This window comes from Bradyrhizobium sp. 62, from assembly GCF_023073035.1.
In the GTDB taxonomy this organism is placed as follows: domain Bacteria; phylum Pseudomonadota; class Alphaproteobacteria; order Rhizobiales; family Xanthobacteraceae; genus Bradyrhizobium.
This window is the reverse complement of record NZ_JADPIT010000010.1, coordinates 116,235-137,575: the sequence shown is the minus strand read 5'-3', so window position 1 is coordinate 137,575 and position 21,341 is coordinate 116,235. Positions and strand designations below refer to the sequence as shown.

Here is a 21,341-nt window from a genome sequence, read left to right as displayed (position 1 = left end):
GCAAGGGCTCCTCGCAATGACGGCGGAGCGGGTTGCGCGAGTGAGGACCACACGCTCGCAACGCGCTTGACTTACCCATAACCCTGGGGTTATGAATACACCCATAACTTACAGGTTATGGATTATATGCCCGTCGCCGCTCACGACCTTCTGTTCAGGACGCTCGCCGACCCCACCCGTCGGGCGATCTTCGAACGATTGTGCCGCGAGGGCGAACAGACGGTCGGAGCCCTGACGGCACTGTCGGGCGTTTCCCAGCCGGCGGTCTCAAAACATCTCGGCGCGCTGAAGCAGGCTGGCCTCGTGCGCGACCGGCATCAAGGGCGGCAGACCCATTACAGCGCCCAGCCCGGCGCGCTCAATCCGCTGATCGACTGGACCAGCCAGATGGCCGGGTTCTGGCAGAACCGGCTCGACGCGCTCGACGATCTCCTGAAGAGGATGGACCAATGAACGAATCCGCGGCCGAAACCCGATCTGTCGTCATCGAGCGCGAATTTGCCTTTCCGGCAGAGCGGATCTGGCGCGCGCTGACGCAACCACATCTGATCGAGGAATGGCTGATGAAGAACGACTTCAAGCCGAACGTGGGCCACCGCTTCAACCTTCGCGGCGAGTGGGGCGGCGTTTTGGACTGCGAGGTCCTCACCATCGAGCCGCAGAAGACGCTCGCCTACACCTGGAATTTCTCGCATGACGACGCGGCGTTCGATCTCAAGAGCGTCGTGACCTTCACGCTGACCCCGACCGGCGCAGGCACGCATCTGCGCGTCGAGCAAGCGGGCTTCAGCCCAACGCAGAAGCAGGCTTTTGGCGGCGCGCATGCCGGCTGGAAGCAGTTTTTTGCCAAGCTGGACGAGCTGCTGGCGCGGGCAGATTAGCTCGGCCGCCGGCCTTCATTCGATCATCTCAAGAGGAGGTTTCATTGACCGGAAATATGTGGATTCGGCAGATCCATCGCTGGCTGTCGATCGCTTTCACGCTTGCCGTCATCGCCAACATCGTCGCCCTGACGCTGCAAGTCCAGGCGACGTGGATCGGCTTGCTCGCCTTCGTCCCATTGATCCCATTGCTTGCGACCGGGCTCTATATGTTCGCGCTGCCATATCTCGGCCGCCGCCGCGGCGCCCGACAAGAGGCGTGAACATGAAGAAGGCCGTGACCGCGAAAAACAGCAGCACGACGAAGACGGATGGCGCCTCGCCATCCAGGATGATCGACGGCAGGATCAAGGAGCTCGGCGACTGGCGCGGCGAGATGCTCGGGCGAATCCGCGGCCTGATCAAGGACGCCGACCCTGATGTCGTCGAGGAATGGAAGTGGCGCGGCGTTCCCGTGTGGGAGCACGACGGCATCATCTGCACCGGCGAGACCTACAAGGCCGTGGTGAAGATGACCTTTGCCAAGGGCGCGGCGCTGGAGGATCCCGCGGGCCTTTTCAACTCGAGCCTCGACGGCAACGTGCGCCGCGCGATCGATATTCGCGAAGGCGAAAAGATCAACGAGAAGGCGTTGAAGGCGCTGATCCGCGCGGCGGTGGAGCTGAATGCGTCTAAAGCCAAGAAGAAGCCGGCGAAACGTTCCGCATAGAACAGTTGTTGTGGAGCCACGAACGCTTTCCTCTCCCCTTGTGGGAGAAGGTGGCGCGAAGCGCCGGATGAGGGGTCTCTATCGACACGGGAAGTGTGGAGAGATACCCCTCACCCCAGTGAGCTTGTGTCTCCCGGCATCGCCGCCCTCTCCCACAAGGGGCGAGGGCACATCAACGCGCATCTCGACGTATTGCTCTGCACAGTCAGCCGCCCTCAGGCCACCGCCGAGATCGGGCGCGGGCTTACGACATATTCGCGCAGCACCTTGTCGTTGGCGTCGACCTCGATCAGCGCGACATCGTAGGTCCAGAGATCGGCCAGATGCTGGAGCACGCGCTTGGCGTCGGTCTCGTTGAGCTGCGCGCCCTTGATGACATGGTGATGCAGGATCAGCCGCCGGTCGCCAGAGAGATCGACGTCGACCACCTCGATATTGGCGTCGATGTAGCCGACATCGTGCTGCCGTGCCAGCTCGCGCCGGACGCGGCGGAAGCCGCGCTCGTCGTGAATGGCGTCGACCCGGATGCCGGCGCGTTCCTCGGGATCGTCATGCAGGTGGAACATGCGAAGGTGCCGCATCAGCTTCGGGCTCAGGAACTGGGCGATGAAGCTTTCATCGCGGTAGTTTGCCCAGACGTCGCGCAGCACGCCCATCACGTCGTTCTTGCCGGCGATGTCCGGGAACCACTCGCGATCCTCGTCTTCCGGCCGCGTCACGATGCGCTCGATGTCCTGCATCATGGCGAAGCCGAGCGCATAGGGGTTGAAGCCGGAGAAGCGCTGGTCGTCGAATTCGGGCTGGAACACGACGTTGGTGTGCGACTGCAGGAATTCGAGGAAATTGCCGTCGCTGATGCGGCCCTGCTGATGCAGCTTGGTCATGATGCGATAGTGGACGTAGGTCGCCGTCCCCTCGTTCATCACCTTGGTCTGGCTCTGCGGATAGAAATATTGCGCGATGTGGCGGACGATGCGCAACAGCTCGCGCTGCCAGGGCGCCAGCCGCGGCGCGCTCTTCTCGAGGAAATACAGCAGGTTCTCCTGCGGCAGGCCGAGCAGCTTGCGGCGGCGTTCGATGCTGAGCGCGGACCGGGTCTTGCTCTTTCCCGCCGGCACGGTGCGCCAGAGGTCGTTGAAGACCTCCTCCTCGTGCTGGCGGCGGCGCCCTGCCCGCTTCTCTTCGGCGCGGAGATCGAGCTTCTTCTTGCCGGGATAGCGGTCGATCCCATGCGACATCAGCGCATGTGCGGCGTCCAGCGTGCGCTCGACTTCGGTGCGGCCGTAGCGATCCTCGCAGCTCATCACATACTTCTTGGCGAAGTCGAGATAGTCCAGAATGCCGTCGGCGTCGGTCCACTGCTTGAACAGGTAATTGTTCTTGAAGAAGTGGTTGTGGCCAAAAGCGGCGTGCGCAATGACCAGCGTCTGCATCGTCGCCGTGTTCTCCTCCATCAGATAGGAGATGCAGGGCGAGGAGTTGATCACGATCTCATAAGCGAGCCCCATCAGGCCCTTGCGGTATGAGGCCTCGTGATAGGCGAACTGCTTTCCGAATGACCAGTGCTTGTAGAACAGCGGCATGCCGACCGACGAATAGGCATCCAGCATCTGTTCGGCGGTGATGACCTCGATCTGGTTCGGATAGACGTCGAGCCCGAGATCTTTCGTCGCCACCTCCTCGCAGGCATCCGTGATGCGCTGCAAGGTGTGAAAATCCCAATCGGCGCCTTCGAACAAGCGTTCCGTCATGGAGCGGCTTTCTCCTGGGCAGTGTCGCGGCGCTGGAACAGATCGTGGAACACCGGAAAAATCTCGCTGCGCTCGCTGACCTTGCGCATCGAGAGCGGCGCGCCGCTGTTGCGCAGGCGCTCGTAGAGGGTCCAGAGCGAGGAGTCGGACAGATCGAAGGCGCTGCCGCCGGACTCGCCGACTTCGAGATAGGCGAAGAACTGGCAGACCGGCAGGATCTTGTCGGTCAGCAGCATGCCCGCGAGCTCGCCGTCGGAATAGGAATTGTCGCCGTCGGAGGCTTGCGCGGCGTAGATATTCCAGTCCGACGGGCTGAAGCGTTCGCGCACGATCTCGTGCATCGCCTGCAGCGCGCTGGAGACCAGCGTGCCGCCGGAAGCCGGGCCGTAGAAGAAGGTCTGCTCGTCCACCTCCTCGGCACGATCGGTGTGGCGGATGAAGACGATGTCGACATGCTTGTAGCGACGCTTCAGGAAGACGTAGAGCAGCATGTAGAAGCGCTTGGCGAGATCCTTCATGTGCTCGGACATCGAGCCCGACACGTCCATCAGGCAGAACATCACGGCCTGGGCAACGGGCTTGGGCACCGTCTCGAAGCGGCGGTAGCGGATGTCGAGCGGATCGATGAAGGGAATGCGCTTGGACTTCGCCTTCAGTTTTTCGAGCTGGGCCATCAGCACCAGACGCTCGTCCTCATCCGCGCATGCGGCGATAGCGGCTTCCAGCTCTTCGATCTCCTCCTTGCTGGGACGCTTGAGCGCGATACGGCGCGCCATTGCGCGCCGAACCGTCCGGCTCACCGAGATGTTGGATGGCGAGCCCGACGTGGTGTAGCCGGCGCGCTGGATGCCCTCGCTCTCGGTCTGCGCGATCTTGCGCTTGGCCAGATCGGGAAGTTCGAGATCATCGAGGAAGAGATCGACGAATTCGTCGCGGCTGAGCACGAAGCGGAAAGCGTCCTCGCTGTCGCCTTCGCCCGGACCGGAATCCTTGGCGCTGCCCTGGCCGGAGCGCTGGAGATAGTCGCCCTCGATGAACTTCTTGTTGCCCGGCAACACCATGTCGCGCGTTCCGCCGTCGCGGCGGAAACGCGGCTCGTGCATGCCGTCGAGCGGAATCGTGACCTCGCCACCCTCCAGGACGTCCTTGATGTCGCGTTCCTGCGAGGTCTTCTTGACGGCGCCCTGCACCAGGGATTTGGCCCGACGCAAGAACCGCTGCCGGTTCTCGAGACTCTTGCCGCCTGGATTCAGGCGCCTGTCAATAATGTGAATCGGCACTTTACCATCCGCCTCAACCGGCCTGCTTCACGCGCATGTACCATTCGACGAGCCGGCGAACCTGACGCTCGGTGTAGCCGCGCTCCACCATGCGTGCGACGAACTCGCCGTGCTTCTTCTCCGTCTCGCCGTCCTTCTTCGACCCGAAGGAGATGACCGGAAGCAGGTCCTCGACCTGGGAGAATATCCGCTTTTCGATCACATCGCGAATCTTCTCGTAGGAGATCCAGGTCGGATTCTTGCCGCCGTTCTGGGCGCGCGACCGTAACGAGAATTTGACCACCTCGTTGCGGAAATCCTTCGGGTTGGCGATGCCCGCCGGCTTCTCGATCTTGGTCAATTCCTGGTTCAAGAGTTCGCGATCAAGCAGCTGGCCGGTGTCGGCGTCCTTGAAATCCTGATCCTCGATCCAGGCATCGGCGTAGTCGACGTAGCGGTCGAACAGGTTCTGGCCGTAATCCGAGTAGGATTCGAGATAAGCCTTCTGGATCTCGTTTCCGATGAACTCGGCATAACGCGGTGCAAGGTCCGCCTTGATGAATTCGAGGTAGCGCTTCTCGACTTCCTCGGGCAGCTGCTCGCGCTTGATCGATTGCTCCAGCGCGTACATCAGATGCACGGCGTCGGCGGCGACTTCCTGCGGATCGTGGTTGAAGGTCGCAGCCAGGATCTTGAAGGCAAAGCGGGTGGAGACACCGTCCATGCCCTCGTCGACGCCGGCGGCATCGCGATATTCCTGGACGCTGCGCGCTTTCGGATCGGTCTCCTTCAGGCTCTCGCCGTCGTAAACCCTCATCTTGGCGTAGGTCGTGGAATTTTCGTGCTTCCGCAGCCGCGACATCACCGAGAACCGCGCCAGCGTCTCCAGCGTCGCGGGCGCGCAAGGCGCGGCCGCAAGCTCGGAGCCCTGGATCAGCTTCTCGTAGATCTTCTGCTCTTCCGTGATCCGCAAGCAATAAGGCACCTTGATTACGCAGATGCGGTCGATGAAGGCCTCGTTGTTCTTGTTGGCCTTGAAGCTCGACCACTCGGCTTCGTTGGAGTGCGCGAGGATGACGCCGGTGAACGGAATAGCGCCGATGTTCTCAGTGCCGATGTAGTTGCCTTCCTGCGTCGCGGTGAGCAGCGGGTGCAGCATCTTGATCGGCGCCTTGAACATCTCGACGAACTCGAGCACGCCCTGGTTGGCGCGGTTGAGGCCGCCGGAATAGCTGTAGGCGTCGGGATCGTTCTGCGCGTAGGTTTCGAGCTTGCGGATGTCGACCTTGCCGACCAGCGAGGAGATGTCCTGGTTGTTCTCGTCACCCGGCTCGGTCTTGGCGATGCCGATCTGGCGCAGCCGCGACGGCTGGATCTTTGCGACCCGAAACTGGGAAATGTCGCCGCCAAAGGCTTCCAGCCGCTTGTAGCACCACGGGCTCATCAGGCCGGTGAGACGGCGGCGCGGAATGCCGTATTTCTCTTCCAGCATCGGGCCGAGCTGATCCGGATCGAACAGACTGAGCGGGCTTTCGAACACGGGCGAGAGCTCGTCGCCGGCCTTGAGCACGTAGATCGGGTGCACTTCCATCAGCGACTTGAGCCGCTCGGCGAGCGAGGACTTGCCGCCGCCGACCGGACCGAGCAGATACAGGATCTGCTTGCGCTCTTCGAGGCCCTGCGCCGCATGACGGAAGAAACCGACGATGCGCTCGATGGTTTCTTCCATGCCGTAGAAGCCGGCGAAGGCGGGATAGGTGCGGATCGTGCGGTTCAAAAAAATACGGCCAAGGCGTGGGTCCTTGGCCGTGTCAATCGTCTGGGGCTCACCGATCGCTGCTAGCAGTCGTTCGGCCGCGTTCGCGTATTTCATGGGATCGCTTCGACACGATTCCAGATATTCCGCCATCGACATGTCGTGTTGGCTTCTCGCCTCGAACGACTTAGCGAAAGCGTTGAATAGAGAATCGTTGTACATGATCCCTCTCCGCGTGAGTTCCGCTACACAATTGAACGAAAGCAGCGACCGGACCGTTCCTTAGCGCCACTCTCGAATCAGCGTGAGCACATGACGATCATTCGACACCCGGGCGCCTTCTCGGCGCAACGCACAACGTAGGCACAGGGTGAGTTACGAACAGGCACCTGCCTGATATTTGAGCGAATCTTTGTCTATATTGGCTCATTTCCAGAAAATGTCACTCGCTCGCAACATCCGGGCGTTACCGGGGATGCGCTCATCCGGCGCCCCATCATAGCGATCTGCGAACGGCGATCTTATGACGCTTGTACGGCGAAGCCTTGGGTGCCGCGTTCATCTTCCTGCTGCAATGCGGTGCGTGGACCGCCGGCGGCGTGACAGTCGCGGCAAGCGCGCAGCAGTGTATCAAAATCGGTCGCCAGGCCCTCCGACTGGATGACGATGCGGTCGTTCTGCCGATCGTCCTGCGCACAACGGGCCAAGCCGCGGATGGTGCAGAGCTGCCGCTGCAAGGCCGGCGTCGGCGTCAGCACGATCACCTTGCGCCCGCGGCGTTCTTCAGCCGAAATCTCCGCAATCGAGTCCCACAGCAAAAATTCATTGCCGATGCGGAGATCGCGGATGCCATAGGGGGTGACGATCACCACCGATCCCCGTTCGGCGGGGAGAATCCAGATCAGCCGACCGGTCATCAAGGCGAACACCACCACGCCAGCAGAGCCGACCGTCGTGTCGTAATCGCCAAAAGCATCCCACCAGCCCAACGCGAGTGTCGCGCTGAGCAGCGTCATGGCGAAGCCTGCTACGACCAGCAGCCGCGTTTGGGTCGTACATGGACCGATTTCGAGATCGTGGGACGCATCGACGCTTCCGGTCGACGTGACCGATTGGGGACTGTCTGTGACAGCGAGCGCCAGACGGTCATGATGTGCTTGCATGCTTTCCCCCAGCATGGCCATTCGCGACCGAGCCACGATGCATCAGGCGGACCGGAATCCGCTGATGAGTACTCCGCGCAGCCACGAGCGACGAGCCGAAGCAGCTGACGTTACGCAACGCGGCCAGGCCGATTTCTCACGGCCAACGACCTTTTACGCAACTCGGCTCCCTCTACGCGGATCGCCATGATCGCGACGGAGTTACACTGGAGGATATGACGCCCATACCCTTGATTGGTTCCCTCAAGGAAGCATGTAAGCTAGAGGATAGCGCGTCAGGACCGGCGCGGAAACCCCTCGCCCGCAGGCTTGGAGATAAATTAGCATCATGAATCCCGTCAAAGAACTGGAAAAGCACGGACAGGCCGTCTGGCTGGACTTCCTGGCCCGCGGCTTCATCGCCAAAGGCGACCTGAAGCGGCTGATCGACACCGACGGCGTCAAGGGCGTCACCTCCAACCCCTCGATCTTCGAGAAGGCGATCGGCAGCTCGGACGAATACGACGCGCCGATCGGCAAGGCGTTGAAGCGCGGCGATCGGTCGGTCGCCGACCTGTTCGAGGCCGTCGCGGTCGAGGACATCCAGAACGCCGCCGACGTGCTGCGCCCGGTCTACGACCGCCTCAAGGGCGGCGACGGCTATGTCAGCCTGGAAGTCTCGCCCTATCTGGCGATGGACACCGGTGAAACGGTCACCGAGGCACGGCGGCTCTGGAAGGACGTCAACCGCAAGAACCTGATGGTGAAGGTGCCGGCGACGCCGGACGGCCTGCCGGCGATCGAACAGCTCATCGGCGACGGAATCAGCATCAACATCACGCTGCTGTTCTCCAGGGACGTCTATCTGCAAGTCGCCGAGGCCTATCTCGCCGGTCTGGAGCAATACGTCGCAGGTGGCGGCGACCCCTCCCACGTGGCGAGCGTCGCGAGCTTCTTCGTCAGTCGCATCGACTCGGTGGTCGACAAGCAGCTCGACGAGAAGATCGCCCGCGCCAACGATCCGAGCGAGAAGGAACGGCTCGCCGCGCTGAAGGGCAAGGTCGCGATCGCCAATGCGAAGGTCGCCTACCAGGATTACAAGCGCCTGTTCTCGGGGCCGCGCTGGGAGAAGCTCGCGGCCAAGGGCGCCAAACCGCAGCGCATGCTGTGGGCCTCGACCGGTACCAAGAACAAGGACTATAGCGACGTCCTCTATGTCGAGGAATTGATCGGTCCCGACACCATCAACACCGTGCCGCCGGCGACACTGGATGCGTTCCGCGACCACGGCACGCCGCGCGACAGCCTGGAAGAGAATGTCGACGACGCCAGGCGCGTGCTGGAAGAGCTGGAGCGCTCCGGCGTCTCGCTCGATGCCATCACCGAGGAGCTCGTCAGGGACGGCGTCAGGCAGTTCGCCGACGCCGCCGACAAGCTCTATGGCGCGGTCGCCCACAAGCGCGCCACCGTGCTCGGGCCCGCGATCGACCGCCAGCTTCTCTCGCTTGGCGATGGTCTCGGCAAGGCCGTGGCCAAGAGCACCGAGGAATGGCGCGCATCGGCAAAGATCCGCCGGCTGTGGCAGCGCGACAAATCGGTATGGACCGGCACCGACGAGGACAAATGGCTCGGCTGGCTCGACAGCGCCGCCAAGGCCGACGTGGCCGACTATGAGGATTATGCCGGCCGTGTGAAAGGCCAGAAATTCTCCGACGCCGTCGTGCTCGGCATGGGCGGATCAAGCCTCGGGCCGGAGGTGCTGGCCGAGACCTTCGGCAAGAAGCCCGGGTTCCCGAAGCTGCACGTGCTGGATTCCACCGACCCGGCACAGGTGCGGGCGATGGAGGCCAGGATCGACATCGCCAACACTGTGTTCATCGTCTCCAGCAAATCCGGCGGCACCACCGAACCGAATGCGATGAAGGATTATTTCCACGAGCGCGTCGCGCAGACGGTCGGGCCGAAGGTCAAGACCGGCCATCGCTTCATTGCGGTCACCGATCCCGGGTCGTCGCTGGAGAAGGCGGCGAAGACGCTGAACTACGCGCGCATCTTCCACGGCGAGCCCTCCATCGGAGGACGCTACTCGGTGCTCTCGCCGTTCGGGCTGGTGCCGGCGGCAACCGCGGGCATCGATATCAAGACCTTCGTCAAGCACGCGCTTGCGATGGCCCGCTCCTGCGGACCGGACGTGCCGCCAAGTGAGAACCCCGGCGTGCAGCTCGGTCTTGCCATGGGCCATGCAGCGCTCGAAGGTCGCGACAAGGTGACGATCCTGTCGTCGAAGAAGATCGCCGATTTCGGCGCCTGGGCCGAGCAGCTCATCGCGGAATCGACCGGCAAGGACGGCAAGGGCCTGATCCCGATCGATGGCGAGCCGCTGGGCGAGCCCGCGGTCTATGGCAATGACCGGCTCTTCATCGACATACGTATCGAGGGTGAGGCGGACCCCGCCCATGACTCGCAGCTTGCTGCGATCGAAGCGGCCGGCCATCCCGTCGTGCGTATCGTGATGAAGTCGATCGACCATCTCGGCCAGGAGTTCTTCCGCTTCGAGATGGCAACGGCGGTCGCGGGCAGCATCCTTGGCATCAACCCGTTCGACCAGCCGGACGTGGAAGCGGCCAAGATCAAGACCCGAGAGCTCACCGCCTCGTTCGAAAAGACCGGCACGCTGCCGGCCGAACGGCCGGTTGTCAGCACCACCGAGGCCGATCTCTACACCGACGAGACCAATGCCGCGGCCCTGCGGGCCGCCGGCGCCAACGGCGACCTCACCTCATGGCTGAAGGCGCATCTGTCCCGCTCCAAACGTGGCGACTATGTCGCCCTGCTCGGCTACATCGCCCGCGACAAGACGACGATCGACGCACTCCAGACCATGCGGCTCGAAGTGCGCGAGAAGCGACATGTCGCAACCTGCGCCGAGTTCGGCCCGCGTTTCCTGCACTCCACCGGGCAGGCCTACAAGGGCGGGCCCGACAGCGGCGTGTTCCTCCAGATCACCGCCGACGATGCCAGGGACTTGCCGGTGCCGGGCCAGAAGGCCAGCTTCGGCGTCATCAAGGCCGCGCAGGCGCGCGGCGACTTCGACGTGCTTACCGAGCGCGGCCGGCGCGCGCTGCGGGTCCACCTGAAGGGCGGGCTCAAGAAGGGTCTCGCGGCGCTCAATGCGGCGCTCAATGACGCACTGAACTAAGGGAATTTCTCAAATGCAACTCGGCATGATCGGCCTCGGCCGGATGGGCGGCAACATCGTTCGCCGCCTGATGCGCCAGGGACATTCGACCGTGGTCTACGACAAGGACGCCAAGGCCGTCGCGGGCCTTGCCGCAGACGGCGCGACAGGCTCGGCGACGCTCGAAGAGTTCATTGCGAAACTGGAGCGGCCGCGAACGGCCTGGGTGATGCTGCCGGCCGGCCACATCACCGAGACCACGATCGATACCATCGCGGGCGTGATGCAGGAAGGCGACGTGATCATCGACGGCGGCAACACGTTCTGGCAGGACGACGTCCGCCGCGGCAAGGCGCTGAAGGAGCGCGGCATCCACTATGTCGACGTCGGCACCTCCGGGGGCGTCTGGGGCCTCGACCGCGGCTATTGCATGATGATCGGCGGCGAGAAACAGGTGGTCGATCGGCTCGATCCGATCTTCGCCGCGCTCGCGCCCGGCGCCGGCGACATTCCACGCACGGAGGGACGTGAGGGGCGCGATCCCCGCATCGAGCAGGGCTACATCCATGCCGGTCCGGTTGGCGCCGGGCATTTCGTCAAGATGATCCACAACGGCATCGAATACGGCTTGATGCAGGCCTATGCCGAAGGTTTTGATATCCTCAAGAACGCCAACATCGAGGCCTTGCCGGCGGATCATCGTTACGATTTCGATCTCGCCGACATCGCCGAAGTGTGGCGGCGCGGCAGCGTGATCCCGTCCTGGCTGCTCGACCTTACCTCGACCGCGCTCGCGGATAGCCCTGCGCTGGCGGAGTATTCCGGTTTCGTCGAGGATTCCGGCGAAGGACGCTGGACCGTGAATGCCGCCATCGACGAGGCCGTGCCGGCCGAAGTCCTGACCGCGGCGCTGTTCGCACGTTTCCGTTCCCGCAAGGAACACACCTTCGCCGAGAAAATACTCTCAGCGATGCGAGCCGGCTTCGGCGGCCACAAGGAGCCGAAGCAGTCGGCTGCTTCGAAGCCCAAATAGCTCGAAGCGGAAGTAAAACGTAACAAGCGAAGGCCAATAGTTCGTGACAAAAGACCCGCAGCCAAAGCGCAAGCCGGAAAATTGCGCCTTCGTCATCTTTGGCGTGACCGGAGACCTCACCCATCGGCTGGTGATGCCCTCGCTGTACAATCTGGCGGCCGAGAAAATGCTGCCGGAGAAATTCTGCGTCGTCGGCGTGGCCCGCAAGGGCCAGTCGGACGACGAATTGCGCGTGAGCCTGATGAAAGGCCTGCGCGAGTTCGCGACGCGCCCCGTGGACGACGTCGTCGCCCGGCAGCTCCTGCAATGCGTCACCTTCGTGGAGGCCGACGCAAAGGACCCGCCGTCATTCGATCGCCTGCGCGCGCATCTCGATCAGCTGGAATGTTCGGAAGGTACCGGTGGCAACCGGCTGTTCTACCTTGCGACCCCGCCGGCCGCATTCGCGCCGACCGCGCGCGAGCTCGGCCGCACCGGCATGATGAAGGAGAACGGCGCGTGGCGGCGGCTGGTGATCGAAAAGCCGTTCGGCACCGATCTTGCGTCGGCGCGCGCGCTGAACACCGAACTCCTGAAGATCATGGACGAGCACCAGATCTACCGGATCGATCACTATCTCGGCAAGGAGACGGTGCAGAACATCCTGGTGCTGCGCTTTGCCAACGGCATGTTCGAGCCGATCTGGAATCGCAACCATATCGACCACATCCAGATCACGGTGGAGGAAAAGCTCGGCGTCGGCCATCGCGGCGGCTTTTACGACGCCACTGGCGCGCTGCGCGACATGGTGCCGAACCATCTGTTTCAGCTGATGTCGCTGGTCGCGATGGAGCCGCCGGCGCGTTTCGACGCCCATTCCGTGCGCTCCGAGAAGGCCGAGATTCTGACCTCGATTCAGCGCCCGAGCGAAGAGGAAGCGCTGAAGAGCTCGGTGCGCGCCCAATATCTCTCAGGGCGCATCGGCGACGATGAGATTCCGGACTATCGCAAGACCGAGGACGTCAAGCCCGGCAGCACCACCGAGACCTATGTCGCGCTGAAGCTGATGATCGACAATTGGCGCTGGGCCGGCGTGCCGTTCTATTTGCGCACCGGCAAGGCGCTCGGCCACAAGCGCACCGAGGTCGCGATCAAGTTCAAGCAGGCACCGTTGTCGATGTTCTCAGGCACCGCCGTCGATCGCCTCTCCCAGAACTTCCTCACGATCGGCATCGCGCCGACCGAGACCATCGAGCTCCAGTTCAACGCCAAGATCCCGGGGCCGAGCGTCACCATCGACGGCGTCGAGATGAAGTTCCGCTATGGCGACTATTTCCGGGCCGATCCCTCGACCGGCTACGAGACGCTGATCTACGACTGCATGATCGGCGACAACATCCTGTTCCAGCGCGCCGACGGCATCGAGGCCGGATGGCAGGCGGTGCAGCCGTTCCTGGACGCCTGGAAGAACGCGGGCAGCAACGGCATCGAGACCTATCAAGCCGGCAGCGACGGCCCCGCCTGCGCCGATGAATTGCTCCGCCGCGACGGCCGAAGCTGGCGGAAGTTTTCGTGACGGCTGCGGGACAACCGAAGCTGATCGTCGAGTCCGACGCCGAGGCTCTCGCGCGGGCCGCGGCCGAGCGGGTGATGGCGCGAATCGCGGCTAATCCCGGGCGCATTGCGATCTGCCTGACCGGCGGCTCCAGCCCGAAGAAGCTCTACCAGCTGCTGGGCAGCGAGGCCTGGCGCGAAAAAATCCCGTGGGAGCGCGTGCACTGGTTTATCGGTGACGAGCGCTTCGTTCCCGAAAGCGATCCCCTCAACAACATGGCGGTCGCGTGCGCGACCTTTCTCGATCGCAACGCGCCCTCCGGCCATGTTCACCCGATCCCGACGACGGCTGACACCCCCGATCAGAGCGCCGAGGCCTATGCGCGCGAGCTGCAGGCTTTCTACGGCGCGGAAAGCCTGGATCCGGCGCGGCCGCTGTTCGACATGATCTTGATGGGCGCAGGTCCCGACGGCCACACCGCTTCGCTGTTCCCGGGCTATCCTGCGATCGAGGAGACCGAGCGCTGGGTGGTCGGCGTCCCCAAGGCCAATGTTGCCCCCTTCGTGCCGCGGGTCTCGCTCACCCTGCCTGCGCTGGCGTCCTGCCGCGAAATGCTGTTCGAGATAGCGGGGCACGACAAGCAGCCGATCTTGACGCGCCTGCTCAATGGCGAGACTCTGCCGGCCGTACGCGCGCGCTCGAATGGCGAGACCGTCTGGCTGGTCGACCAGGCCGCGCTTCCGGGGGGAATTCGTGACGGGCGTTGAAGCACCTTGTGCATTGATCGTGATGGGCGTGTCGGGCTCGGGCAAGAGCACGGTTGCAAAAGCGTTGGGCGAGCGCCTCGGCTGGCGATTCGAGGACGGAGACAGCTTTCATCCCGCCAGCAATGTCGAGAAGATGCGGGCCGGCCATCCCCTCACCGACGAGGATCGCTGGCCCTGGCTCAACGCCATCGCCGACGAGATCGCGCGGGTCTGTGACAAGGGCGAGCACGTGATCATCGCCTGCTCGGCGCTAAAGCATACTTATCGGGACGTGCTGCTGCGCGGACGCGACGACGTCCGCTTCGTCTTCCTAAGGGGCACGAAGGAGCTGATCGCCGCCCGCCTCGCGCAACGCAAGGGGCACTTCATGCCGCCCGGCCTGCTGACGAGCCAATTCAACACGCTGGAGCCGCCGGAGGCTGGCGAGCACGTGATCACCGTCTCGATCGACGAATCCGTGGAAGCGATCGTGGACGGCGCGGTGCGGCAGTTGAAACTGGGCGGCGCGAAACGCTGAGGCCAAACACCCAAGAAACACCCAAGGGACCGTCATGACAAAAATCTCGCTCGTCGTCTCCGACGTCGACGGTACGCTGCTGACCAAGGACAAGACGCTGACCGACCGCGCGAGGTCAGCGGTGCAGCGTCTGCACCAGGCCGGCATCGGTTTCACGATCACGTCGAGCCGCCCCGCGATCGGCATGCGCTTCCTGATCGAGCCGCTGGCGCTCTGGCTGCCGGTCGGCCCGTTCAACGGCTCCTCGATCGTCGACCCCGAGATGAATCCGGTCGAGCAGCATCTCATCCCCGCCGGCGCGGCCGAGCGAAGCTTGCAAATTCTCCGGGACTTCGGCGCTGACATCTGGCTGTTCACCACCGACAAATGGCTGATCGACAGGCCTGATGGCCAATACGTCGCTCACGAGCAGCACACGATCCGCTCCGATCCCACCATCGTCACGGACTTTTCACCGTATCTCGCGAGCGCCTGCAAGATCGTCGGCGCCAGCGCCGATGCGGCGGGCCTCGAACGTTGCGAGAAGGCGACGCAGAAGGCGCTCGGCAGCGAGGCGATGGCAGTGCGTTCGCAAACCTACTACCTCGACATCACCCCGCCCGGCTTCGACAAGGGCACATTCGTGCAAGCCATGGCCAAGCGCCTCGGCATTTCAACTGACGCGGTCGCCACCATCGGCGACATGCAGAACGACCTCGCGATGTTCCGCGTCAGCGGCACCTCGATCGCCATGGGCAACGCCGCCGACAACGTCAAGGACCAGGCGACCCACGTCACGACGTCCAACGAGCAGGACGGTTTTGCGGAGGCGATGGAGATGATCTTGAAGCGGAACGGGGTCGCCTAGGTCACTACTTCGACCGCTGCATCGCGGGCTTCTCGCTGCCCTGCCTTGCCGCCGACAGATTATGCGCGGTGTTGACCAGCGCGATATGAGTCAGCGCCTGCGGGAAATTGCCGGTCTGACGCTTGGCGCCTGAATCATATTCCTCGGCCAGCAGCCCGACATCATTCGCGATACCGACCACGCGGTCGAACAAGATCTGCGCCTTGTCGAGATCGCCCGACAGCACATGGGCATCGGCCAGCCACAGGCTGCAGGCGAGGAAGGCGCCTTCGAGCGGCGGTTGCCCCGTAGGCACCTCGCGGGGATCGTGCCGCAGCACGAAGCCATCGCGCAGCATGTGGTTTTCGACCGCCGCGATGGTGCCGCGAATGCGCGGATCCGACGCTTCCAGGAAGCCGACGGCCGGCAGCAGCAGCACGCTGGCATCGAGCAGCTTCGAGCCGTAGGACTCCACGAAGGCATTCTCCTCCGCGTCGAAGCCCCGGTTGCAGACGTCGCGATGAATGGCGTCGCGCAAGGTGCGCCAGTGCAGCAGCGGCGCCTTGAAGCCGAAGGTCTCGGCGCTCTTGATGCCGCGGTCGAAGGCGACCCAGGTCATCACCTTGGAGAAGACGTAGTGCTTCGGCTCTCCGCGCCGCTCCCAGATGCCATGATCGGGCTGGTCCCAAACTTCGGCGAGATGCTTGAGCACGGCGCATTCCAGCGCCCAGCTCTCGTCGTCGAGCTTGAGCTTGGCCATCCGCGATTGGTGGAAGGCGTCGATCAGTTCGCCGTAGACGTCGAGTTGGAGCTGCGCATGCGCGGCATTGCCGACGCGCACCGGCTGTGCGCCTTCGTAGCCATCGAGCCAACCGGCTTCCCATTCCAGCAGCCGCCGCTGGCCCCAGATGCCGTACATGATCTGCATGTTCGAGGGTGAGCCTGCCGCCGCACGCAACAGCCAATTGTGCCAAGCCGAGGCTTCCTCGGTGTAACCCGAGTTCATCAGCGCCAGCAGCGTGAAGGTGGCGTCACGCAGCCAGCAGAAGCGGTAGTCCCAATTCCTGGCGCCGCCAAGCTTCTCCGGCAACGAGGTGGTCGGCGCCGCGACGATGCCGCCGGTCGGACCGAAGGTCAGCGCCTTGAGTGTGATCAGCGAGCGCACGATCAGGTCGCGATAGTCGCCATCGCGATTGCAGTGGCTGCACCAGTCCTGCCAGAATTTTTCCGTCTCCTGAAGCGCGAGCTCCGGGTCGATCGGCGGGGGTGGCTCGAGATGCGAGGGGCCGTAGGTCAGCACGAACGGCACGGTCTCGCCGGCCTTCACCTCGAAATCGGAAACCGTGGTCAGATCCTCGCCACGGGTCTGCGCCGGCGTCCGCAGCACGGTCATGTCCTGCCCGGCGACCGCCAGCAGGGAATGGTCGATCCGCCGCACCCACGGGATGTCGACTCCGAAGCCGAAGCGGATGACGAGCTCCATCCGCATCTTGACCGTGCCGCTGACTCCGCGGACCAGCCGCACGATGTCGGAGGCCTTGCCGCGCGGCGGCATGAAGTCGATCAGCGCAACGGTCCCGCTGTCAGTCTCAAAGCGCGTTTCCAGGATGAGGGTGTCGCCGAGATAGCGGCGCGACGTCGCGGTGACGTCCTCGCTCGGCGCGATCAGCCAGCGGCCGTTCTTGTGCGTGCCGAGGAGCGCAGCAAAGCAGGCGTCGGAATCGAAGGCCGGCCAGCACAGCCAGTCGATCGAGCCGTTGCGGCCGACCAGCGCCGCGGTCTCGCAGTCGCCGATCAGCGCATAGTCCTCGATTTTCTGAGACAATGTCGTGCGAGCCTCGAAAACGACGTCCGGAGACCCCAGCGATCAACGCCCGCCGGGCAACGAGCGTTCCCGTGTAGCGGCCTTCAAAGCCGCGAGATCGACTTTCGAGGCGATCTTGTCGAGCGTCACGGGCAGGCGCCAGCGCCAGTTCGGATGCTCGTCGATCGTGCCGGGAATGTTGGGCTGGTCGATCACGCCGAGCAGATCCTCCAGCGACACCGCAAGCAGCCGCGAGGGCGTGCGCGACAGGAAGGCGAGCACCGAATAGACATCATTGGCACGGATGCCGTTGGCACGCAGGATCTCGTCGAGCAGGCCGAGCGCATCCCAGCGGGCCTGATCGTTCTCGCCGGGATCGAGCCCGAGCGAGCGCTTCATCTTGAGATCGCTGAATGAGCGCCAGCCGGCATAGGTCGACAAATCATGGGTGTTCAGCGTCACCAGCGCGTTGGGCCGGTAGTGATCGACGGGCCGGAAGTGACCGGCATCGTCGCGCTCGAACATCATGACGAGATAGGACCAGATGCCGAAATCCTGCATGGTCTCGCGAAAACCTTCCGGCACCGTGCCGAGGTCCTCGCCGATCACGATGCACTTATGGGCCGCGCTCTCGCGCGCCACGGTCGCCAGCAGCGCCTCGAACGGCATCTGCACATAGGCGCCGTTGTCGGGCTTGAAGCCGCGCGGCACCAGATACAGCCGCTTCAGGCCCAGCACGTGATCGAGACGGATCGCACCGGAATGGCGCATCGAAGCCGCGAGCATATCGGCGAACGGCACGAAGGATTGCGCCTCCAGGCCGCCGGCATTGAAGCCCGCGAGGCCCCAATCCTGGCCGATGGTGTTGAGCACGTCCGGCGGCGCGCCGACCGCCAGATGACGGGAGATCGCACCCTGCTCATTCCAGGCATCGAAGCCGTTCGACTGCACGCCGACAGCAACGTCGAGATAAAGCCCGACCCGCATGCCGAGCTGGCCGGCCAGCTCCTTGGCGGCATGCAATTGGCTATCGGCGGTCCATTGCACGAATTCGACGAACTCGACCTCGTGCTTGTCTGGGCCATTGCGCAGCTCGGCGCATTTTGTCTCGTCCGGCTGCTGCCATTCCATCGGCCATTCCCACCACGGCGCCGCGAAGCGATGACGGAGCACCTCAAAGCAGGCAAAACGGGACAACAGCGGCGCGCGAGCCGCGCGGAAGGCGTCGAACTGGTTGCGGCGGACGCCGCTCGCGGTTTTCACGAAGCTGTCGAAGGCGGCACGCAAGGCCAGCCATTTCAAGGCCGCCATGTCCGGATAGGGCACACGATCGCCTTCACGGAGCCGCGCGGCGGTCGCGGCCGCGTCGGGGACGAGGTCGGGGGAAAATTCCGGGATCGCCTCGACGTCGATATAGAGCGGATTGAGAAACAGCCGGCTGTTCGGTGAATAGGGGCTGCAATCGGCCGGATGGTCGTCGAACAGCACGTGCAGGGGATTGAGCCCGACGCCGTCGGCGCCCAACTGCTTGGCGAGCCGGACGAGACCGGCGAGGTCGGTGAAATCGCCGATGCCCCAATTGCGCTCCGAACGGACGCTGTAGAGCTGGACGGCAAGCAGCCAGCCGCGGTCGAAATCGCCGCCAAAGGCCCGCTCCGGCGCCACGATCATCGGCACCTCTTCGGTCACGCCTTCGGCATCGGTCAGCGTCAGGCGGTGATAGCCGAGCGGCAGGCCGGCGGGCCAGGCAATCACGGGCTCGCGCGTCTCACCTTGCGCGATCAAATTACCGTTGCCGGTCATCTTCCATTTGAGCGGCGGCGCACCGATCGTCACCAATTCGGTGCGCGGCTGTCCCAAGGCGCGGACCACCACGGGCCCACTGACGAAGCGGTAAACGCGCTTTTCCGGCAGGGCGTCGAGGATGGATTTGAGGGCCACGGGATCGGTGACCCGCAGCTTTCCGAGGGCATCGACGAATTCGGATTGAACGCCCTTGATCCGGGCTTGAGCTAAAAGATCCATTCGGCACGCAGCTTGCAGGCCATTATTTGGCCGGGGGCATCGATTTTAACGAGGTCGCGGAAGAGGTTAGTCAGGGTTAACTCGCGAGCCGCGCCTGCCGTTCCCAACGGAACCAATGACACACAAGCGGCTTTCTATAGTGGTATCAAGCGTAGGTTCCCGGCAAGGGAAACGGGCTCCTGCTTTCTTGTCAATGGCATCACCGTGAACAAGACAATTCAAACTGTCGAGAGTGCCGCAGCGGGCAGCACTTTCCTCATCGAGGACGTCTATCCCCTGATCGACGGCGGGCGCTTCGCCGTGAAGCGGATCGCGCGCGAACCGGTCGAGGTCTGGGCCGACATCTACCGGGACGGCGACGCCGTGATCGGCGCAGCGCTGATCTGGCGACAGGAGCAGGACCGCGAATGGCAGAGCGAGCCGATGATCCATCACGGCAATGACCGGTGGTCCGGCGCGTTCACACCCGTCGAGCCCGGTAAATATATCTATGCGATCGAAGCCTGGACCGACGAATTCGCGACGTGGTCGCACGGGGTCGCGCGCAAGCAACGCTCCGGTGCCGACGTCACGCTCGATGCGATCGAGGGCGCCGGCCTTCTGACCAAGGCGCATGGCGCGCAGCAGGACGCCGCCGCCGTCATCGTCAGGCAATGCGAGGATTATCTTCAGACCGGCGACGTTGCCCCGCTGCTGGCAACCGAGCTCGGCGCAGCCATGGCCGAGAGCCAGTCGCGGCCTGATCTGACGCGCTCGGCGCTATTCCCGCTGTTCGTCGACCGCGACAAGGCGCGCTTCGGCGCCTGGTATCAGATGATGCCGCGCAGCCAGAGCGTGGTGTCAGGACAGCATGGCACGCTCCGCGACTGCATCGCGCGCGTGCCCGACATCGCCGCGATGGGCTTTGACGTGCTCTACTTCACGCCCATTCATCCCATTGGCCGCACCCGGCGCAAGGGCCGCAACAACACGCCGGTGGCGACTGAAGGCGATCCCGGCTCGCCTTATGCGATCGGCGCCATTGAAGGCGGGCACGACGCGCTGCATCCCGAACTCGGCACGATCGAGGATTTTCGCGCGCTGGTCGCGACCTGCCTGGAATACGGGCTCGAGCTCGCGCTCGACTTCGCCGTGCAATGCTCGCCGGATCACCCGTGGCTGACACAGCATCCGGAATGGTTCAAATGGCGCCCGGACCGCTCGGTGCGGACGGCTGACGGGCCCTATTCCGATATCGTCATTCCCGATTTCACGTCCGTCGACCGGGCTGGACTGTGGAACGCGTTTCGCGACGCCATGCTGTTCTGGATCGACCACGGCGTCACCATCTTCGCCATCGACAATCACGACACCGCGCCGCTCGCCTTCTGGGAATGGCTCATCCGTGACATCCGCCGCCGGCATCCCGAGGTAATCCTGTTCTCCAAGACGTATGCCCGCCCGAAGCTGATGAAGGGCCTCGCCAAGCTCGGCTTTGCACAATCCTTCAGCTATTTCCCCTGGCGCACGGCGAAGTGGGAGCTGGAGCAATATCTCGGCGAGCTGACGCGCTATCCCGAACGTGACTTCTATCGGCCCAACCTGTTCGTGAGCACGCCCGACCTGCTGCCCTATCATCTGCAGGGCGGCGAGACCTGGGCGTTCAAATCGCGCGTCGCGCTGGCCGCGACGTTGTCCGGCAATTACGGCGTCTACAGCGGGTTCGAGTTGCTAGAGCACGACGCGATCCCCGGCCGCGAGGAGTATCTCGACTCCGAGAAATACCAGATCAAGCAGCGCGACTGGGACAAGCCCGGCAATATCAAGACGTACATCACGGAGCTCAATCGCATCCGCAACGAGAATGCTGCGCTTCAGCAGGCGGCGAACCTGCGCTTCCTCGGCATCGAAGACGACGAGACGATCGCCTTCGTCAAGGAAGCGACCGACCCGGCCAACATCGTCGTGGCCGTGGTTGCGCTCTCGCGCCACGTACGCGAATTCTGGTTGCCGCTCGGCGACATCACGGTTGACGCCGGCGGGCAGCGACACCACGTGTCGGCACTCGAAAACCTCCTCACCGGCGAACAGGCCCGCATCGAATGGGGCGGGATCAAATTGCGTATCGATCCCGACCGCGATCCGGCGCTGCTGTTCCGCTGCCTGGCGTAAGGGCGCAC

17 protein-coding genes are annotated in these 21,341 nt (G+C 63.6%); 11 read left to right on the top strand and 6 right to left on the bottom strand.

All coding sequences use genetic code 11. The features are described from left to right. Positions 1 to 126: 126 nt before the first annotated feature. The 4 genes from IVB47_RS04780 to IVB47_RS04765 are packed head-to-tail and all read left to right on the top strand — an operon-like array spanning position 127 to position 1,590. Positions 127 to 453 (top strand): metalloregulator ArsR/SmtB family transcription factor, encoded by a 327-nt coding sequence (locus IVB47_RS04780; protein WP_027570575.1) that lies wholly within the window; start codon positions 127 to 129, stop codon positions 451 to 453. Beyond that, positions 450 to 881, top strand: a complete 432-nt coding sequence (locus IVB47_RS04775) for an SRPBCC domain-containing protein (protein ID WP_247358468.1) — start codon at positions 450 to 452, stop codon at positions 879 to 881. Before IVB47_RS04780 ends, IVB47_RS04775 begins: the two co-directional genes overlap by 4 nt. 44 nt (positions 882 to 925) lie before the next feature. Further along, positions 926 to 1,144, top strand: coding sequence for a hypothetical protein (locus IVB47_RS04770; RefSeq protein WP_027570573.1), 219 nt, complete (start codon positions 926 to 928; stop codon positions 1,142 to 1,144). 2 nt (positions 1,145 to 1,146) lie between these two features. After that, positions 1,147 to 1,590 carry a DUF1801 domain-containing protein gene (locus tag IVB47_RS04765; protein WP_247287855.1) on the top strand — a complete coding sequence of 148 codons (444 nt, stop codon included), beginning with the start codon at positions 1,147 to 1,149 and terminating at the stop codon, positions 1,588 to 1,590. 215 nt (positions 1,591 to 1,805) lie between these two features. Here IVB47_RS04765 and IVB47_RS04760 read toward each other — a convergent pair whose 3' ends face one another. From IVB47_RS04760 to IVB47_RS04745, 4 genes are all read right to left on the bottom strand, one after another. Continuing rightward, complete coding sequence (locus IVB47_RS04760) at positions 1,806 to 3,341, bottom strand: SpoVR family protein (RefSeq protein WP_247401472.1); 1,536 nt, start codon at positions 3,339 to 3,341, stop codon at positions 1,806 to 1,808. Continuing rightward, positions 3,338 to 4,615: a YeaH/YhbH family protein gene (locus IVB47_RS04755; protein ID WP_027570570.1), complete on the bottom strand. Its 1,278-nt coding sequence runs from the start codon at positions 4,613 to 4,615 to the stop codon at positions 3,338 to 3,340. Before IVB47_RS04755 ends, IVB47_RS04760 begins: the two co-directional genes overlap by 4 nt. A gap of 19 nt (positions 4,616 to 4,634) precedes the next feature. Next, positions 4,635 to 6,578: a PrkA family serine protein kinase gene (locus IVB47_RS04750; protein WP_007595704.1), complete on the bottom strand. Its 1,944-nt coding sequence runs from the start codon at positions 6,576 to 6,578 to the stop codon at positions 4,635 to 4,637. Between the two features lie 299 nt (positions 6,579 to 6,877). Beyond that, positions 6,878 to 7,540 (bottom strand): hypothetical protein, encoded by a 663-nt coding sequence (locus IVB47_RS04745; RefSeq protein ID WP_247460148.1) that lies wholly within the window; start codon positions 7,538 to 7,540, stop codon positions 6,878 to 6,880. 307 nt (positions 7,541 to 7,847) lie between these two features. Here IVB47_RS04745 and IVB47_RS04740 point away from each other — a divergent pair, with 307 nt between their 5' ends. Genes IVB47_RS04740 through IVB47_RS04715 form a run of 6 tightly spaced genes read left to right on the top strand, consistent with a single transcriptional unit; the run spans position 7,848 to position 15,374 of the window. Next, positions 7,848 to 10,697: a bifunctional transaldolase/phosoglucose isomerase gene (locus IVB47_RS04740; protein WP_247460147.1), complete on the top strand. Its 2,850-nt coding sequence runs from the start codon at positions 7,848 to 7,850 to the stop codon at positions 10,695 to 10,697. A 13-nt stretch (positions 10,698 to 10,710) separates the two neighbouring features. Further along, the gene (gnd, locus tag IVB47_RS04735) at positions 10,711 to 11,709 is read left to right on the top strand and encodes a phosphogluconate dehydrogenase (NAD(+)-dependent, decarboxylating) (RefSeq protein WP_027570567.1); all 999 of its coding nucleotides are present in this window, start codon (positions 10,711 to 10,713) and stop codon (positions 11,707 to 11,709) included. A 43-nt stretch (positions 11,710 to 11,752) separates the two neighbouring features. Next, positions 11,753 to 13,264: a glucose-6-phosphate dehydrogenase gene (gene zwf, locus IVB47_RS04730; protein ID WP_027570566.1), complete on the top strand. Its 1,512-nt coding sequence runs from the start codon at positions 11,753 to 11,755 to the stop codon at positions 13,262 to 13,264. Continuing rightward, positions 13,261 to 14,010, top strand: a complete 750-nt coding sequence (pgl, locus tag IVB47_RS04725) for a 6-phosphogluconolactonase (protein WP_247460145.1) — start codon at positions 13,261 to 13,263, stop codon at positions 14,008 to 14,010. Before zwf ends, pgl begins: the two co-directional genes overlap by 4 nt. Then, complete coding sequence (locus tag IVB47_RS04720; RefSeq protein WP_007595717.1) at positions 13,997 to 14,527, top strand: gluconokinase; 531 nt, start codon at positions 13,997 to 13,999, stop codon at positions 14,525 to 14,527. The genes pgl and IVB47_RS04720 overlap by 14 nt, the downstream gene beginning before the upstream one ends. Before the next feature lie 34 nt (positions 14,528 to 14,561). Next, entirely contained in the window at positions 14,562 to 15,374 is an 813-nt protein-coding gene (locus tag IVB47_RS04715) for an HAD family hydrolase (protein WP_247460141.1), read from the top strand. A gap of 4 nt (positions 15,375 to 15,378) precedes the next feature. Here the strand turns inward: IVB47_RS04715 and IVB47_RS04710 are convergent, their stop codons facing one another. Both IVB47_RS04710 and malQ read right to left on the bottom strand, forming a co-directional pair. After that, on the bottom strand, positions 15,379 to 17,178 hold the full coding sequence (locus IVB47_RS04710; RefSeq protein ID WP_247460139.1) for a glycoside hydrolase family 15 protein: 1,800 nt from the start codon (positions 17,176 to 17,178) through the stop codon (positions 15,379 to 15,381). A 42-nt stretch (positions 17,179 to 17,220) separates the two neighbouring features. Further along, positions 17,221 to 19,182: a 4-alpha-glucanotransferase gene (gene malQ / locus IVB47_RS04705; protein WP_247460137.1), complete on the bottom strand. Its 1,962-nt coding sequence runs from the start codon at positions 19,180 to 19,182 to the stop codon at positions 17,221 to 17,223. Positions 19,183 to 19,386: 204 nt separating this feature from the next. Between malQ and IVB47_RS04700 the strand changes: the two genes are divergently transcribed. Further along, entirely contained in the window at positions 19,387 to 21,333 is a 1,947-nt protein-coding gene (locus tag IVB47_RS04700; protein WP_247460134.1) for a maltotransferase domain-containing protein, read from the top strand. Positions 21,334 to 21,341: the final 8 nt, after the last annotated feature.

Coding starts and splice junctions, on each gene's coding strand:
- IVB47_RS04780 (WP_027570575.1), top strand. CDS start 127: ATGCCCGTCGCCGCTCACGACCTTCTGTTCAGGACGCTCGCCGACCCC.
- IVB47_RS04775 (WP_247358468.1), top strand. CDS start 450: ATGAACGAATCCGCGGCCGAAACCCGATCTGTCGTCATCGAGCGCGAA.
- IVB47_RS04765 (WP_247287855.1), top strand. CDS start 1,147: ATGAAGAAGGCCGTGACCGCGAAAAACAGCAGCACGACGAAGACGGAT.
- IVB47_RS04760 (WP_247401472.1), bottom strand. CDS start 3,341: ATGACGGAACGCTTGTTCGAAGGCGCCGATTGGGATTTTCACACCTTG.
- IVB47_RS04750 (WP_007595704.1), bottom strand. CDS start 6,578: ATGTACAACGATTCTCTATTCAACGCTTTCGCTAAGTCGTTCGAGGCG.
- IVB47_RS04745 (WP_247460148.1), bottom strand. CDS start 7,540: ATGGCCATGCTGGGGGAAAGCATGCAAGCACATCATGACCGTCTGGCG.
- IVB47_RS04740 (WP_247460147.1), top strand. CDS start 7,848: ATGAATCCCGTCAAAGAACTGGAAAAGCACGGACAGGCCGTCTGGCTG.
- gnd (WP_027570567.1), top strand. CDS start 10,711: ATGCAACTCGGCATGATCGGCCTCGGCCGGATGGGCGGCAACATCGTT.
- IVB47_RS04715 (WP_247460141.1), top strand. CDS start 14,562: ATGACAAAAATCTCGCTCGTCGTCTCCGACGTCGACGGTACGCTGCTG.
- malQ (WP_247460137.1), bottom strand. CDS start 19,182: ATGGATCTTTTAGCTCAAGCCCGGATCAAGGGCGTTCAATCCGAATTC.